Source organism: Pseudoalteromonas sp. BZK2 (genome assembly GCF_014349195.1).
GTDB classification, from domain to species: Bacteria; Pseudomonadota; Gammaproteobacteria; order Enterobacterales; family Alteromonadaceae; genus Pseudoalteromonas; species Pseudoalteromonas simplex.
This window is the reverse complement of record NZ_JACSOG010000012.1, coordinates 82,526-98,497: the sequence shown is the minus strand read 5'-3', so window position 1 is coordinate 98,497 and position 15,972 is coordinate 82,526. Positions and strand designations below refer to the sequence as shown.

General features: G+C 42.0%; 13 protein-coding genes. 6 read left to right on the top strand and 7 right to left on the bottom strand.

Annotated features, from left to right (window positions below; all coding sequences use genetic code 11):
- Nucleotides 1–14 precede the first annotated feature (14 nt).
- A complete protein-coding gene (locus tag BIZ38_RS09295; protein WP_054554421.1) occupies nt 15–893 on the bottom strand; it encodes an acyltransferase in 879 nt (292 codons plus the stop codon).
- 21 nt (nt 894–914) lie between these two features.
- Complete coding sequence (gene speA, locus BIZ38_RS09290; RefSeq protein WP_187490158.1) at nt 915–2,795, bottom strand: biosynthetic arginine decarboxylase; 1,881 nt, start codon at nt 2,793–2,795, stop codon at nt 915–917.
- A 198-nt stretch (nt 2,796–2,993) separates the two neighbouring features.
- On the opposite strand from speA, the gene speE reads away from it, so the two are divergent.
- Complete coding sequence (speE, locus tag BIZ38_RS09285) at nt 2,994–3,857, top strand: polyamine aminopropyltransferase (RefSeq protein ID WP_054554422.1); 864 nt, start codon at nt 2,994–2,996, stop codon at nt 3,855–3,857.
- Nucleotides 3,858–3,906: 49 nt separating this feature from the next.
- Here the strand turns inward: speE and BIZ38_RS09280 are convergent, their stop codons facing one another.
- From BIZ38_RS09280 to BIZ38_RS09270, 3 genes are all read right to left on the bottom strand, one after another.
- Nucleotides 3,907–5,508 carry a methyl-accepting chemotaxis protein gene (locus BIZ38_RS09280; RefSeq protein WP_138601030.1) on the bottom strand — a complete coding sequence of 534 codons (1,602 nt, stop codon included), beginning with the start codon at nt 5,506–5,508 and terminating at the stop codon, nt 3,907–3,909.
- A 73-nt stretch (nt 5,509–5,581) separates the two neighbouring features.
- Nucleotides 5,582–6,811 (bottom strand): hypothetical protein, encoded by a 1,230-nt coding sequence (locus BIZ38_RS09275; RefSeq protein WP_187490157.1) that lies wholly within the window; start codon nt 6,809–6,811, stop codon nt 5,582–5,584.
- Nucleotides 6,798–7,412 carry a methylamine utilization protein gene (locus BIZ38_RS09270; RefSeq protein ID WP_187490156.1) on the bottom strand — a complete coding sequence of 205 codons (615 nt, stop codon included), beginning with the start codon at nt 7,410–7,412 and terminating at the stop codon, nt 6,798–6,800. Before BIZ38_RS09270 ends, BIZ38_RS09275 begins: the two co-directional genes overlap by 14 nt.
- A 160-nt stretch (nt 7,413–7,572) precedes the next feature.
- Here BIZ38_RS09270 and BIZ38_RS09265 point away from each other — a divergent pair, with 160 nt between their 5' ends.
- Entirely contained in the window at nt 7,573–9,615 is a 2,043-nt protein-coding gene (locus tag BIZ38_RS09265) for a glycoside hydrolase family 97 protein (protein WP_187490155.1), read from the top strand.
- 132 nt (nt 9,616–9,747) lie between these two features.
- Here BIZ38_RS09265 and envZ read toward each other — a convergent pair whose 3' ends face one another.
- Complete coding sequence (gene envZ / locus BIZ38_RS09260; protein WP_054554427.1) at nt 9,748–11,043, bottom strand: two-component system sensor histidine kinase EnvZ; 1,296 nt, start codon at nt 11,041–11,043, stop codon at nt 9,748–9,750.
- A 5-nt stretch (nt 11,044–11,048) separates the two neighbouring features.
- Entirely contained in the window at nt 11,049–11,768 is a 720-nt protein-coding gene (gene ompR, locus BIZ38_RS09255) for a two-component system response regulator OmpR (RefSeq protein WP_054554428.1), read from the bottom strand.
- A 166-nt stretch (nt 11,769–11,934) separates the two neighbouring features.
- On the opposite strand from ompR, the gene greB reads away from it, so the two are divergent.
- The 4 genes from greB to BIZ38_RS09235 all read left to right on the top strand — a co-directional run bounded on the left by greB (nt 11,935) and on the right by BIZ38_RS09235 (nt 15,918).
- Nucleotides 11,935–12,417 (top strand): transcription elongation factor GreB, encoded by a 483-nt coding sequence (gene greB, locus BIZ38_RS09250; RefSeq protein ID WP_054554429.1) that lies wholly within the window; start codon nt 11,935–11,937, stop codon nt 12,415–12,417.
- A 113-nt stretch (nt 12,418–12,530) separates the two neighbouring features.
- Nucleotides 12,531–12,836: a hypothetical protein gene (locus tag BIZ38_RS09245; RefSeq protein ID WP_054554430.1), complete on the top strand. Its 306-nt coding sequence runs from the start codon at nt 12,531–12,533 to the stop codon at nt 12,834–12,836.
- 49 nt (nt 12,837–12,885) lie between these two features.
- On the top strand, nt 12,886–13,467 hold the full coding sequence (locus BIZ38_RS09240) for a CBS domain-containing protein (RefSeq protein ID WP_054554431.1): 582 nt from the start codon (nt 12,886–12,888) through the stop codon (nt 13,465–13,467).
- A gap of 135 nt (nt 13,468–13,602) precedes the next feature.
- Nucleotides 13,603–15,918, top strand: coding sequence for a Tex family protein (locus BIZ38_RS09235; protein WP_187490154.1), 2,316 nt, complete (start codon nt 13,603–13,605; stop codon nt 15,916–15,918).
- Nucleotides 15,919–15,972: the final 54 nt, after the last annotated feature.

The window sequence follows — 15,972 nt, the reverse complement described above, 5'->3', positions numbered from 1 at the left end:
CTGCGTTAGCAATACTACTGCGTTTTAGCTTCTAATTCGGCTAACTGTTGATTTTTTTCTTCCCAAATTCGATTTAGCTCAGCTTGAAAATTTACTCTAAACTCTGCATCGCCCGTATAATCCCCAATCAAATTTGGACTCACTTCCATCACTTCTACTCGCACATCGACTTGCTTTACTCGACCACTAGCAAAGTCCACAAAGCTAGGAATACCACCAGGGTAATGAATGGTTACATTCACTACTTTGGAAATTTGTTCACCCATTGCTTGCATAACAAACGCAACCCCGCCCGCTTTCGGCTTTAATAGGTGCTCAAAAGGACTATTTTGGCGAGAATGCTTTTGCTCAGTAAAACGCGTACCTTCAACAAAGTTAACAATACTCACTGGCATTTCTTTAAACTTTTCACAGGCTTTGCGCGTGGTTTCTAAGTCTTTGCCACGCAATTTAGGGTTTTTCTTTAACTGGGCTTTACTCGTACGAGTCATGAATGGGAAATCCAACGCCCACCATGCAAGACCCAAGAAAGGAACGTATATCAGCTCTTTTTTCAAGAAAAAGTTTAAAAACGGAATACGGCGATTAAACAGACGTTGCATAACAACGATATCGACCCAGCTTTGATGATTCGCGATCACCAAGTACCAGTCTTTCGCTTTTAACTGCTCAAGACCTGTCACGTTCAGATTATATGAAGCAAATATGTTTTGGTTGATGCTGTTGCAACTCACCCACATAGTGGCGCATTGCTTAGCAATCCAACTCATTAATTTTTGCAATGGCTTGATTGGAATAAGCTTTATGAGGCCACAAATAAAAATAGGCACAAACCAAAAAAGGGTATTGAGGGTGTAAAATAAAAAACTGAACACACAACGGATCATCGACATTACTACTTATTCCTTTAACGCTTAATCTTCAAAATACGTATAGCCAGCAAGGCCTGCATTTAGTTCTGATAAATATTGTGCCTTAGATTGCTCATCAATTGCCAGTGAGTTGACCCGTTTTGCAAAGTTTTCAGCAAGAATCTCGCTATCATAATCAACAAACTTTAATACGTCCTTAACACTGTCACCTTTAATGGCATTAGTCAGTTGATAGCCTGCTTCTGTAAGCTCAACATGCACTGAATCTGTATCGCCGAACAGGTTATGTAAATCACCTAAAATCTCTTGATACGCACCCACTAAAAACATTGCAATATGGTATTGCTGACCTTGCTTGTACTCAGGAATAGGTAAGCTGCTCTCTATGCCTGTGCCTTCGACATAATCACGAATTTGCCCATCTGAGTCACAGGTAATGTCTTGAATAATGGCGCGCTGTGTTAATGGCTGATGCAAGTTTTCAACTGGCATGACAGGGAATAACTGCCCAATCCCCCAGACATCGGGGAGTGACTGAAATAATGAGAAGTTAACGAAGAGCTTATCGGCAAGTTTCTCGTTTAAATCGTCTAACACTTCTCGATGTGAACGGGCATTCTCACTAAGTGATGCACGAACACGATGTAAAATTGTGAAATACAACTGCTCGAGCTTCGCCCACTCAAGCATAGTGAGTAGGCCATGCACATATTGGTCATGGGCTTCACTGAATAGATGCATTGCATCATGATAAATTTCCAACGCCATACGCGGTGTTAAACGCTGTAAACACTGCCACATTTCATCTAGTACCAATACACTGCCTGCCTCTGGCGCCGTTGGATTTGCATGGTTTGGCGCACGCTCAACATCAATAACATCTGTAATTAATACCGCGTGGTGCGCTGTTAACGCACGGCCTGACTCGGTAATAATGGCAGGGTGTTTAAGGTCATGTTGCTGACACACTTCAGCAAACGCATTAACTACATTACGCGCATATTCTTCAACACTGTAGTTCATTGAACACGAACTACGTGACCCAGAGCCTTCGTAATCAACACCTAAACCGCCACCGACATCCACGGTATTAAGTGGTACGCCTAACTGTGTTAACTCTGCAAAGTGACGAGCACATTCACGCAGTGCGCGATGAATATCGCGGATATTGGCAATTTGCGAGCCGATGTGGAAATGCACTAGTTGCATTAAATGAAGTTTATTGCGCGATTTAAGCAGCTCAACCGCAGATAGCACTTGCCCTGCTGTTAAACCAAACTTACCTTTCTCGCCACCGGTATTCTGCCATTTCCCCTTACCAACCGAGTTTAAGCGAATACGAATCCCAATTGATGGATCGATGCCTAGGTCATCAATTTCTGCCAATAGAGTAGTTAGCTCAGAAAGTTTTTCTACAACAATATGAACCTTATGACCCATGCCTTGGCCAATACAGGCTAAGCGTAAAAACTCACTGTCTTTATAACCATTACAAACGATGGTAATTGGCTCTTGTGCTACACCTAAAATAGCCATCAGCTCAGGTTTTGAGCCGGCTTCAAGGCCCACTAAACCACTTGGGTGAGCAAGTAGTTTACTGACCACAGAACGCTGTTGATTAACTTTAATTGGATAAACACAGGTATAACTACCTTGGTATTCACGGGCATTTCGTGCTTTGGTAAATGCGCTAGTCAGCGTTTCAACGCGATTTTGTAAGATATCGGTAAAACGCACTAAAACAGGTAGGGTAAGACCTTGCTTTTTAAATTGCTCAGTCAGTTCAGATAAAGACACCGCGGCTTTAGTTTGATCGCCATCAGGGTAAGCCACCAGCTCACCTTGTGCGTTAATGTCAAAGTAACCGTCACTCCAGTGAGCAACATTGTATGTTTCGCGTGCTTTATCTAAACCCCAAGTCATGGCAATGTCTTCTGTAAATTCATTAAATATAAACGCACATTTTAATACGCTAGGGCTGACCACGCTAACAAAAATTGCGCTGTATGCCAAAGTGATAAAAAATATTCGCTATACTGATTAAAATTTGATTGAGCAATTAGCCAAGCACTGGCAGAATTGCACCCCTTTTTTACCATTAACCAAAAGTGTATAAGCAAGATGGCTAATTTAGATCAAAATAACTGGTTCACTGAAATTAGTGACCGTGATGGTAGTGCCTTTTCATTACGCATTACTAAAAAGCTTGATGAACAGCAATCGCCATTTCAAAAAGTAGAAATGTACGAAACAACTGACTTCGGTAATCTGATGATTATTGACGGTTGCACTATGGTAAGTAGCCGTGAAAACTTTTTTTACCACGAGATGATCAGCCATCCGGCATTGCTTGCACACCCAAATCCAAAAAATGTTGTGATCATTGGTGGTGGTGACTGCGGTACTTTACGCGAAGTATTAAAACACCCAAGTGTTGAAAACGTAACGCAAATTGATATCGACGAAGTCGTGACACAAATGTCACTTAAATACTTCCCTGAGCTGTGTGAATCAAATCAAGATCCGCGTGCTACAGTGATGTTTGATGACGGCATCAAGTACATGCGCGAAGCAGCCCCAGAATCAATCGATGTAGTAATTGTTGATGGTACAGATCCAGTTGGCCCAGGCGAAGGTTTATTTAACCACGCTTTCTATACCAGCTGTTTAACTGCACTTCGCCCGGGTGGCATCTTAATTCAACAAAGTGAATCGCCACTTATGCACATGCCACTTTTAGTTGAAATGCGTGATGCAATGACTGAAGTGGGCTTTGTTGACTTACAAACGCTGCCTTTCCCACAACCAATTTATCCAAGTGGTTTATGGTCTGTAACGCTTGCTCGTAAGTCAGAAGCGTTCGCTGGTTTTCGTGAAGATGATGCCAATAAACTTGCGCAAAGCACTGAATACTATAATGCAGGTATTCACCACGGTGCATTAGCCACACCTAATTATATGAAACGTGCTTTCGAGAAAAAGTAAGCGTTTTGACTAAATGAAAAAAGGGCTCATTGAGCCCTTTTTTGTTGTATTAAACCTTAAATCTATTAACTAGCTGATTCAGTTCGTCAGTAAGCTGATTCATACGGTTAGCGACCTCTTGTGTTGAACTCGCTAACCCGCCTCCATGTTGGGTTTGATCGTTTAGATCAGACAGGTTTTGACTAATTTCATCTGCCACAGCAGTTTGCTCTTCAGTTGCTTGTGCTGTTTGCATCGCCATATCATTTACTTTGACCGATGATTCTTGCATCGAGTTAAGTATATCGTTAGTTTGGGTAAACGACTCTACTGCTTCATCAGCAAAACGCTTACCACTATTAATCGCCTGTAAGGATTGCTCAACACTGGCTGCAAATTGCTCAACCATAGTTTGAATATCATTAGTGCTTTCTTGGGTCCGAGTTGCTAGGGTGCGAACCTCATCTGCAACCACCGCAAAACCTCGCCCTTGCTCACCAGCTCGCGCAGCTTCAATTGCAGCATTGAGTGCAAGTAAGTTAGTTTGCTCAGCTATAGCGCGAATAACTTCAAGCACTTTAGCAATGTTGTCTGAGCTTTGTTGCAGTTCAGTGGAACGTTGGCTGGCATGTTCCATATTATCTGACAAGGCAACAATTTTTCGACTCGAGTTATCAACCGCAGCCAAGCCTTGTTTAGCCAGTTGCTGTGAGTTGTCAGCTTCATGGGATGAGTTTTGTGCCACACCTGCAACCTCACGACTTGCAACGCTCATTTCATGTACTGCACTAACTATTGATTCAGATGCTTGGCTAAGCTTTTGATTTATTTGATGGTTCTGATTAGCAAAATTATCAAGGTCACGACCTAAATTATGCAGCTCTTTAGCCTGTCCAAGTATGTCTTTGATAAGTTGTTGTAGGTTATCTAAAAACCCGTTAAAAGCCGTCGCAAGTTCTGCAAACTCGTCTTGTGTTTTTACATTGATACGGCCTGTTAAATCACCATCTCCCGACGCAATCTCATTAATTCGCTCTGTCACAAAGTTAATCTGCTTCGTGAGTTGTCGAGGTACATAATAGCTAAACCAACCAGCGACAAGTAAAACGATAGCGATCATTATCATTAGTTTAACTTTAAAGCTGATAACACCATCCATTAACTTCTCAGTTTCAGATTTTGATGTTTTATCTGCTGCTTCGCCTGCTTTATCTAAAATATCCCTCAGTGCTGAAAATGTTTGTTCAGCAATCTGCTTTTTTTCACTGTTTTGTGGGTCATTAATAAAGTTTTTTGATGCCGAATACCATGAATCAAATGCGCTATCAAAATGACGAAACCGGTCGACTACCTCGGTGTAAGGTGACATGTAAGACAAGTATTGCCCAAAGCGCTCTTTAACTTGCTCGGCATTTTCTTGATGTTCATTTAGATAAGTTTTATCTGTGTTACTGCTTGTAACAAGAGTAAGCTCGGCAACCTTTGCTTGGTAAATATCTCTATCAGCATTAACAACGACCGAAATCGCATTCAAAAATCGTTCTGATTGCGCGTCAACAGCTTGTTTTTGCAAACTGATAAGATAAGTGTAGCCTGCAATTAGAATAAGAATGGCAATGCCTAACAAAATAATCGGTAGGGAACTTTTAACGCGAATGCTTTGTAAATTCATACATTTTCCTAATTAAAAATCGAAACCAGCATGCTTATTGAATCTTAGCTGAAAAATATAAAACTGTATGAAATTAAAAGTGCCAACTCGCTGAAAGCTGAAATTGCTGCTGCGAGTTATGCTCATTAAATCCCATACCGGGTCTGTTTTGAGCGTCACTGCTCAGCACTGAATATTCAGCACCTACTTGCCACTTGGTTGACAGTTGATAACGCCAACTTGCGGTTAAAGCTTCTCCACGACTTTGGTTAGGATCAAATTGCCAATCATCATGATCGCTAACCTTGAAATAATCATACCTAATTGTGAGACGATGCTGGTCTAACTTGTGGCTTAATAAAACAAAATGGCTATAAAAATCATTGTCTACCCCACGATTTGTGCCCATCGCAGTTTTACCATCAAGAAGCTGTACAATAATGCGTGTTTGCTTATTAAACTTATACAACCATGCCGCGCTTAAAAAGCGTGTATCCCACGCATATTGACCAGTACGGGTATTCAAAGCACCTGGATCGCCATTGTTGTCATAATAATAGACACGTAATTGTGATTTTTTTTGATAATCCCAATGAGCGCCAACGTAATAGCCAAAACGCCCATCTACTTCTTCGAAAGGCTGCACGTGCTCGGCTTGCTTATCTAGCTGCGACCATTCAAATGAACGTGGAACAGCAAAATCAATTTGTTCATTGAACGTAGTCTGCCTGTCATGCATAGCAAAGCCACGCCATGACAGCAACGTCCCAGCAGGATCGTTGCCTTTAAAAACCGCAGCAAAGCCTTCAAAACTATGATTACTTCTAAATTGCCTACCTGGGCGCTTAATGTTTGCCTCTAAACCAAAGGCCCGCACTTCTTCGCCAATCCAAGTATTAATCGCAGAATTAGTGTAGTTATAAGGTGACATCCAGCCATTTTGCGGGTTCTCAAGCGACATTTTGGGATAAAAGCCACCTCCTTTCACTGTCCATTTATAACGACTAGCTGTAAGAGGCTGATATTGCAAATAAGCCTGAGTTAAACCAACTGTTAGTTCTGGATCAGGATGAGCGTTAAGTACTGTGTGCGCAGACCAATCGCTATTTAACTCAAAACGACTACTCAGCATAGCTTGGGATATCACAACACCATCATGCTCTTGGTCATAACGGTATAAGCCAATTCCTTTACGCTGATAGCTCGCTAGTTGGTCACCACGCACAGCCGAAACAGTTACCAGACCATCATGCTCAGCATATACCACTGCAGGCAACCCAAAAACACTCGCCAATAGCAAGGCTTGCCATTTATTCATAATCATCAAACTCGTCACTGCTTAGTTCTAATTTTGGTAATAAGTTTTGCTTTAACTGATAGCTCAACGACTTTGCATTGTTCGTTATCTCGATAGTTTCTGGTGTACTGATATCATTAAAGCGGTCATGCCAAACAGCCAGAGTAAACTTACTTTCAGGTAAGCTTAATTCAACCATACCTTGATCATCTGTTTGCCCATAGATCCCACCATCGACGACCACAATGTAACCCAGCATCCAGTCATGAATGTTACAGCCAAGCTCAACAACCCCCGATTGTGCAAAGTTAATCGGTTTTTCGGGTTTATCGTGGTAAAGCTTTAACTCAAATTGCTTTGTTTTAGAAAATGAATAAACGTGGTGCATGATTGAATCAAGGTTAGGAAATTCAACATTTGCCCCTTGTGGCACTGCCAGCACATGAGGCACAAAGGCACGTTCTTTTTGGCTCATGGTGTAGTGACTCTCAGCAACAGCAAGCTGTTTTGAACCTTTGAGCCAAACCACGGCATTCTTAACTGGCTGATTCTGCTTATCAACTATCTGTATTTGCTGTGCCAATAAACTTTGACTAAACAATAATAGCAACAGGGTTATTCTTGTCATTTTGCTAAACCTTTTTCAGTGCTAGGCTGGATATCGCCGCGTTCACTTTGTTGAATACGTATGCAGATCTCTCGTATTAACCGGCAAGTCACTTTATGCTTTAAGGATGTATGTGAATACGTGACAACAATCCATAACCATAAGCCGCCAAGGAACAACAATGCGATTAACTGCCTTAATGTTAGCAGCCTTTTCAGGTACTTGCCTAGCACAAACCACAACCGTCAGTTCACCTGATGGGCAGATCAAAGTAACTATCTCAGATGAGCAACACACACCTAGCTACGAAATCAGCTTTGCAGGTAAACAAGTCATTGCGAACTCTTCGTTAGGCCTTGTTTTTAAACAACAACCAGCAATGAGTGAAGGTTATAAAATTAGCAGCCAAACCACTGATTCGGTAAAAAGCAGCTGGGAGCAACCTTGGGGTGAACGCCAAACTGTGGTTGATAACCATAACGAAGTCGCTGTTACTTTTAAAAAACCACAACCACAAGGTGGCACGTTTACGGTACGTTTTCGCGCTTTTAATGATGGTGTAGGTTTTCGATACGAATTACCAAAACAAGCTGGCTATGATGATGTAGAAATCACTAAAGAGCTTACAGAATTTGCAATTACAGACTCATCAGATGCAACAGCTTGGTGGATCCCCGCTCGTGGTTGGAACCGTTATGAATATGTTTATAACACCACCCCACTTCATAAAGCAGCACTTGTGCACACACCATTTACTATAAAAAATAAAGAGGGTGTGCATATTAGTATTCACGAAGCTGCCCTTGTTGATTATGCAGGCATGGTGTTAAATCAACGTCGTGATGGTACCTTCCAAGCCGATTTAACACCTTGGTCAGACGGTGTAGCGGTTAAAAAGCACGGCGCATTTAATACTCCTTGGCGTACAATTCAAATTGGTGATGAAGCCGTTGATTTAATCAACTCAGATATCATCTTAAACCTAAATGAGCCAAATAAGCTGGGTGATGTATCTTGGGTTAAACCGGGTAAATACGTAGGTATTTGGTGGGGTATGCACATCAATGAAAATACTTGGGGTAGCGGTAAAATTCATGGTGCAACCACTGCAAACACGAAATATTACATGGACTTCGCTGCTAAATATGGCTTCGATGGCGTGCTAGTCGAAGGCTGGAATATTGGCTGGGATGGCGACTGGTTCTATAACGGTGACGTTTTTAGCTTTACACAACCTTATGACGACTTTGATATTGAAGAGCTGACACGTTACGGCAAAGAAAAAGGCGTACAATTAATCGGTCACCACGAAACGTCGGGTAACGTGACTAACTACCGTAACCAAATGGAAGATGCATTTGCGTTATACGAAAAATCAAATGTAAGCCAAGTTAAAACAGGCTATGTCGCCGACGGTGGTAACATCAAGCGTATCGATGAAAATGGTATTGTACGCAAAGAGTGGCACGATGGTCAGTTCATGGTTAATGAATACCTACACAACGTAAAACTTGCTGCAAAACATAAAATTAGTATCAACACGCATGAGCCTGTGAAAGATACCGGCCTACGTCGTACATACCCGAACTGGATTGCTCGTGAAGGTGCTCGTGGTCAAGAGTTTAACGCATGGGGTACACCACCGAACCCACCAGAGCATATTCCAATGCTAGCTTTCACGCGTATGCTTGCAGGCCCAATGGACTTTACGCCAGGTATTTTTGATATGGGCTTTAACGGTTTAGGTGCTAATACCAACCGCCCACAAACAACCCTAGCGAAGCAATTAGCGCTATACGTTGTAATGTACAGCCCAATTCAAATGGCGGCAGATTTACCACGTAATTATTTAGCGAAGCCAGATGCATTCCAGTTTATTCAGGATGTACCAACTGATTGGCAACAAAGTATTGCACTACAAGGTGAAGTTGGCGATTTCGTTGTATTTGCACGTAAAGAACGCAAGCGTGATCAATACTCAGGTAACGACTGGTATCTAGGTGCTGTTACAGACGAAAAAGCCCGCACTCTAGAAGTGAAGTTAGACTTCTTAGATAAAGGTAAAAAGTTTGAAGCGCAAATCTACCGCGACGGTGACAAAGCTGAATGGGTAAATAACCCTTACGACTTAAAAGTAGAAAAACGCATAGTGACTGCTGATGATAAGCTAACGTTAAAGCTTGCCACCAGCGGCGGCACAGCAATTCGTTTTAAAGCAATCTAAGCTAAAAGCTGTTAGTTTAAGCTTCAAGTAAAAAGAGCGCGGCATTTGATGTCGCGCTTTTTTATTGCCATAAAAAAGCAGCCCACTCGGGCTGCTTGAAACTTATAGCTTAAGGCTTACAGCTAAATACTTTTAAAACGGCAAATAGATTTGCGCACTGAGGCCACCTTCTGGACGATTAAGTAGTTGTACTCGGCCGCCGTGCATATCGACAATACGTTTAATAATTGCAAGGCCTAAGCCACTGCCTTCGCTACCGCGAGCGGCATCACCTTGTTTAAACGGTTCAAATACAGTTTCAAGTTCGCTTTCTGGGATCCCCGGACCGTGATCGTTAACCACAACTATGGCAAACTTTTTATTACTGCTCACGCGGGTTTCAACCTCTATATCACCATCTGAATAGCGAATTGCGTTTTCAATCATATTAGTAACAACACGCTTTATTGCCACCATACTCACTGGCACTTCACTTAAGCTCGGATTCTCTTTAAAGGTAATAGTGCGGTGATGTTTTTGTTCAGCTTCGACAACTTCTGACACAATCGCGTTTAAATCTTCTAGCTCAAGTTCTTCACGTTTGTGGTGGCGTAAATATTCAATGAATTGGTCGATAATGGCATTCATGTCTTCAATATCATGAATGATCCCTTCACGCAGGTAATCTTCATCGTCCGACATCATTTCGGTGGCAAGGCGAATTCGTGTAAGCGGCGTGCGCAAGTCATGAGAAACACCTGCCATTAATAACCGACGGTCGTTCTCAAGAGCTGCAATACCACGCGACATTTGGTTAAACGCACGGGTTACTTCAATGACTTCTGTAGAACCTTGTTCTTCTAATTTGGTAGAAAAGTCACCTACCCCTACTTTAACAGCGGCTTGTTGCAGTGCTTTTAAAGGTCTATTTAGATGGCGGGCAAACAACCACCCACCGAGCACACTTAAAAAGCCAATACTCGATAAATAAAAGGTTAAGAATTTTAGGTTGTTTTCTTGCAGGCCGGTGAGCGGCACGCGCACCCAATAACCCGGTGCTTGTGGAGCTTCAACCCAATAAACAAGTGGGTCGGTTTGGCTAATACGTACCCGAGCAGAACCATTGAGCTCTTTCGACATACTGCGCGATAACATGGAGTACTCACGAGTTTCAGCCAAACCCTGACTCATCGCTTGGCGCTGGGTCATCACTTCGATGCCGGTGATCTCAAAAAACTTATCAGAAGCTTCTTTGCTTACCTCAACCCCTTCTTCCCATTCAATAAACACGGTTTTCACCTGTTTAGAAAGGATCAGGTTTACTTGTTCTATAGTTGGTTTAACAACATAAAAACTGACCGTAATATAAGAGACAATTTGATTGATTAACAGCAGGGCTGCAACCAAAAATACCGTTTGTCCAAACGCACTACGTGGAAACATGCCCATTACTGTTATTTTTCACCGTCTGGCACAAATACGTAGCCTAAACCCCATACTGTTTGTATATAACGAGGATTCGCGGCATCCACTTCGATCATGCGGCGTAAGCGTGAAACCTGAACATCGATACTGCGCTCAAGCGCACTGTAATCTCGGCCGCGAGCTAAATTCATCAATTTATCGCGACTAAGCGGTTCACGCGGATGAGTCACTAACGCTTTTAATACTGCAAACTCACCACTGGTTAACGACATTGTTTTATCACCATGGCTCATTTCACGGGTCGCAAGGTTTAGTGTGAAATCACCAAAGCTAATTTCGTTTTCTTCGGCAGCAGGCGCACCTGGTACTTCTTTAGCACGACGACGTAAAATTGCTTTAATACGCGCCAACAGTTCACGTGGGTTGAATGGTTTAGGAATGTAATCATCAGCACCAAGCTCTAAACCGATTATGCGGTCAACTTCATCGCCTTTGGCTGTAAGCATTACAATTGGAATGTCATTTTCTTTTTGACGTAAACGACGGCAAATTGATAATCCATCTTCACCTGGTAACATTAAATCTAATACAATCAAGTGGAAGTTCTCGCGCTCTAATAAGCGATCCATCTGCTCTGAATTTGCTGCTGAGCGAACAATAAAGCCTTGTTCTACAAGGTAACGCTCTAGCAAGCTACGTAAGCGCATATCGTCATCAACAACCAATACTTTTGTCGTTTCGTGTCCCATAACTTTCATTCTTTTTGTAATATGTTACTTATTAATATAAATGAAAAAGTTAAGAATAAAAAACGAATTACGCGCTTAGATTGTTACTGAACATTTCAAAATCCCACTCGACAAAGGTAAAAGACTTTTATACCTTGCGGCTGGTTTTCTTTTTAGGCTGAATAAAATGGCAAAGACAAATTTAATAACCCGAGAAGGGTATCAGCAATTACAACAAGAACATGACTACCTATGGCATGAAAAGCGCCCTGAAATCACCAAAATTGTGACTTGGGCAGCAAGCTTGGGCGACCGTTCTGAAAACGCAGATTATCAATTCAACAAACGTGTTTTACGACAGATAGATCGCCGCGTACGCTATCTTCGTAAACGCATGCCAGATCTTAAAATTGTTGACTACAACCCGCAACAAGCAGGTAAAGTGTTTTTTGGTGCTTGGGTCGAAATTGAGAATGAACAAGGCGATACAAAGCGTTTTCGCATTGTCGGCCCCGACGAAATTTACGAGCGCAAAGATTACATTTCGATTGATGCACCTATGGCTCGAGCGCTCCTTGGCAAACAGGTAGATGATGATTTTTCGGTGATCACGCCTGAAGGCGCAAAAGAATGGTATATCAACGAGATAACTTATCCTGATGCAAACTAATTTTCCCTGAAAATTCAGAAAGCGTTAATTAGTGATTGTTTAGTCTAAAAATGTGATCTATAACTAAAGGTACTCAAGATAAATCATTACTTGAGTTTTAGAAGGTAGTAAGTATGTCAAACGCAATACAACGCATAATGAGTAATGCCATTGTATTCGCACTATTAATTAGTGTGAGTTTGATATCTTACGCCAGTGATATAGAAAGCCACTCAGACAGTGTTACGCCAACTGCTCATTTTATTGCGTGTGATAGTGCGGACCCTGCTAACTTAGATACCGACCTCGATAAACATACTCCTGCGTTCATCACTAATGTAGCCCAACCACTGCAAGATGCACCTGTTGTTTCGTATGTTCCCCCTTGTAATAAGGTGTCTGTTTATAGCGCGCACCAGCGAGGACCACCTGCTTTTTAATTAACTCAAATTTTCTATTTCAGTTTTATTAAAATGTATGGTGATCAAAATGAATAAATTCAAAGAATTACGTCTTCAAGACATTTCTAATGGTGCTTTATCTAATACTGTAAACGAAGTTGAACCAACCCTCGACTTAACTTCTCCAGCGCTAAAAGTATTAAATAGCTTTACAAGCAAAGACCCTGTGCGAGCACATCATGATTTGAGTATTGTCGATGCACTTAAACAAACCAGCAGTCGTTGTTCTGACTTTATTTTAGTCGTAGATAATGACGAAAAGCTTATTGGTATTACTTCAAGTGCTGACTTACAAAGCTCTAAAATCATGATTCTTGCTCAGCGCCTCAATTTACATCGCAATGAAGTTACTTTGCAGCATGTAATGACACCACTTAGCAGCTTAGCTGGTGTAAGCTTACAAAGTATTAGCTATGCATGCATTGGCGATGCACTGCAAACTATGGAACACCAAGGTATGATGTTCCTTTTAGTAACCAGCGCTGAACATGAAATTTGTGGTTTGATTTCAGCCCGTGAAATTGCTAAAAAATTACATATTCCTGTTAATATCAACCCAATTGCTAATGGCTTCAGCGAAGTATTACAGCAGGTTGATCACCCGCACTAAGCGTTAAAACCCGCGTTGTGTAAGACTATTTTTGCAGGCCTTAAAAGCAGTGCTTTTAAGGCCTTCTTATTGTGATATTATTCAGGCAATTAATCTTCAGTTTTACTGATTTTCTATTTTTAAAAAGGGTTATGCATGAGCAATATCTCTGCACGCTTAGCAACTGAGCTAAGTGCCCAGCAACCACAAGTTGTTGCTGCAATCAAATTACTTGATGAAGGTGCCACAGTTCCTTTTATCGCCCGTTATCGTAAAGAAGTAACTGGTGGCTTAGATGACACGCAATTACGTTTACTTGAGCAGCGTTTATCGTATTTACGTGAATTAGAAGAGCGCCGCGGCTTTATCCTTAATACTATCGAAGAGCAAGGCAAGTTAACTGCTGAGCTAAGTGCTGATATTAATAACGCTGACAGTAAAACTGAGCTTGAAGATTTATATTTGCCTTTCAAACCTAAGCGCCGTACAAAAGGACAAATTGCCATTGAAGCGGGTATTGAGCCGCTTGCCGATGCGCTATTTAACAACCCTAGCCTCGACCCTGAACAACAAGCAAGTGACTACATTAATGCCGATGCAGGCTTTGCAGATAATAAAGCGGTGTTAGATGGCGCTAAGTTTATCTTAATGGAGCGTTTTGCAGAAGACGCCAAACTACTTGCTAAATTCCGTAGTCATATCGCACAACATGGTCAGATTGAAAGTACTGTAATCGCTGGTCAAGAAAATGAAGGCGTAAAGTACCGCGACTACTTTGAGCATCAAGAACCACTTAAAAAAGTACCATCACACCGTGCACTTGCTATGCTGCGTGCGCGTAATGAAGGCGTCTTACAACTTAGTATCAACCCAGAGCCTGGCGCAGAAAATCCGGCGCAAGTGTGTGCACAAATGATTGCCGATCATTATCGCTTAGATGTTAGCAATTCTGCTGCAAGTAGTTGGTTAATGGGCGTAGTGCAATGGGCATGGAAAATTAAGTTAAGCCTTCACCTTGAGAATGAATTTTTAGGTGCAATGCGCGAAAAAGCAGAAACCGGCGCAATTGACGTTTTTGCTAAAAACTTAAAAGATTTATTAATGGCCGCTCCTGCAGGTCCACGTACTACGTTAGGTCTCGATCCTGGCCTGCGTACTGGTTGTAAAATTGCCGTTGTCGATAGCACAGGCAAGCTGTTAACAACACAAACGATTTTCCCGCACGCACCACAAAATCATTGGGATAAATCACTTCGTACTCTTGAGCAATTATGCCGCCAACATAAAGTTGAGCTAATCGCTATTGGTAATGGTACGGCTTCACGTGAATCTGACAAGTTAGTTGCAGAGCTGATTAAAGCGAACAGTGAGCTTAAGCTAAATAAAATTATGGTCAGTGAAGCGGGCGCTTCTGTTTATTCAGCGTCTGAGTTTGCCGCCAATGAATTCCCTAACCTTGATGTTTCACTACGTGGTGCTGTGTCTATCGCGCGCCGCTTACAAGACCCACTTGCTGAGCTGGTAAAAATTGAGCCTAAATCAATCGGTGTAGGTCAATATCAGCACGATGTATCGCAAAGCCAACTTGGTCAAACGCTAACATCTGTGGTTGAAGACTGTGTAAACTCAGTGGGTGTAGACTTAAATATGGCGTCGGTGCCATTACTTACTCGCGTATCTGGCTTAAACAAAACGTTAGCACAAAATATCGTTAGCTACCGTGATGCGAATGGCTCATTTAGCAAACGTTCTGAACTTAAAAAAGTTGAACGTTTAGGGCCTAAAGCCTTTGAACAAGCTGCCGGTTTCTTACGTATCAGCACAGGCTCAGATCCTCTTGATAACTCGTCAGTTCACCCTGAAGCCTACCCAGTTGTTAAGCGTATCTGCGAGAAGAACAGCTTAGATGTTAACAGCCTAATTGGTAACTCTGACATCCTAAACAAGCTCGTTGCGAACGACTACACAGACGAAAAGTTTGGTTTACCAACGGTTACCGACATTATCAAAGAACTTGATAAACCGGGCCGCGACCCGCGCCCTGAGTTTAAAACAGCTGAATTTAAAGCCGGTGTTGAAACCATTAATGACCTAAAACCGGGTATGATTTTAGAAGGTGTAGTGTCTAACGTTGCTAACTTTGGTGCCTTTGTTGATGTGGGTGTACACCAAGACGGTTTAGTGCATATTTCTGCTATTACGAACAAGTTTATCTCTGATCCACGTGAAGTGGTTAAAGCGGGCGATATTGTAAAAGTAAAAGTAGTTGAAGTAGATGCTGCCCGTAAACGTATTAGCTTTACCATGCGTTTAGACGATGATGTTGATACCAGCAATAAAGCCGCATCAGCTAGCAAACCTAAGCCAGCTGCGAAAGCGAAAAGTGCACCTAAACAAAAACGCGAATTTGGCAATGTTGCCATGGGTAATGCCTTTGCTGATGCATTTGCCAATGCAAAAGTGAAAAAATAATAGGCTGTAGGCATAAGTCGAAAAAAACCGCGTAAGTGTAAACTTACGCGGTTT

Coding starts and splice junctions, on each gene's coding strand:
- BIZ38_RS09265 (WP_187490155.1), top strand. CDS start 7,573: ATGCGATTAACTGCCTTAATGTTAGCAGCCTTTTCAGGTACTTGCCTA.
- BIZ38_RS09245 (WP_054554430.1), top strand. CDS start 12,531: ATGTCAAACGCAATACAACGCATAATGAGTAATGCCATTGTATTCGCA.
- BIZ38_RS09280 (WP_138601030.1), bottom strand. CDS start 5,508: ATGAATTTACAAAGCATTCGCGTTAAAAGTTCCCTACCGATTATTTTG.
- ompR (WP_054554428.1), bottom strand. CDS start 11,768: ATGGGACACGAAACGACAAAAGTATTGGTTGTTGATGACGATATGCGC.
- BIZ38_RS09240 (WP_054554431.1), top strand. CDS start 12,886: ATGAATAAATTCAAAGAATTACGTCTTCAAGACATTTCTAATGGTGCT.
- BIZ38_RS09235 (WP_187490154.1), top strand. CDS start 13,603: ATGAGCAATATCTCTGCACGCTTAGCAACTGAGCTAAGTGCCCAGCAA.
- BIZ38_RS09275 (WP_187490157.1), bottom strand. CDS start 6,811: ATGATTATGAATAAATGGCAAGCCTTGCTATTGGCGAGTGTTTTTGGG.
- greB (WP_054554429.1), top strand. CDS start 11,935: ATGGCAAAGACAAATTTAATAACCCGAGAAGGGTATCAGCAATTACAA.
- BIZ38_RS09270 (WP_187490156.1), bottom strand. CDS start 7,412: ATGACAAGAATAACCCTGTTGCTATTATTGTTTAGTCAAAGTTTATTG.
- speA (WP_187490158.1), bottom strand. CDS start 2,795: ATGACTTGGGGTTTAGATAAAGCACGCGAAACATACAATGTTGCTCAC.
- BIZ38_RS09295 (WP_054554421.1), bottom strand. CDS start 893: ATGTCGATGATCCGTTGTGTGTTCAGTTTTTTATTTTACACCCTCAAT.
- envZ (WP_054554427.1), bottom strand. CDS start 11,043: ATGGGCATGTTTCCACGTAGTGCGTTTGGACAAACGGTATTTTTGGTT.
- speE (WP_054554422.1), top strand. CDS start 2,994: ATGGCTAATTTAGATCAAAATAACTGGTTCACTGAAATTAGTGACCGT.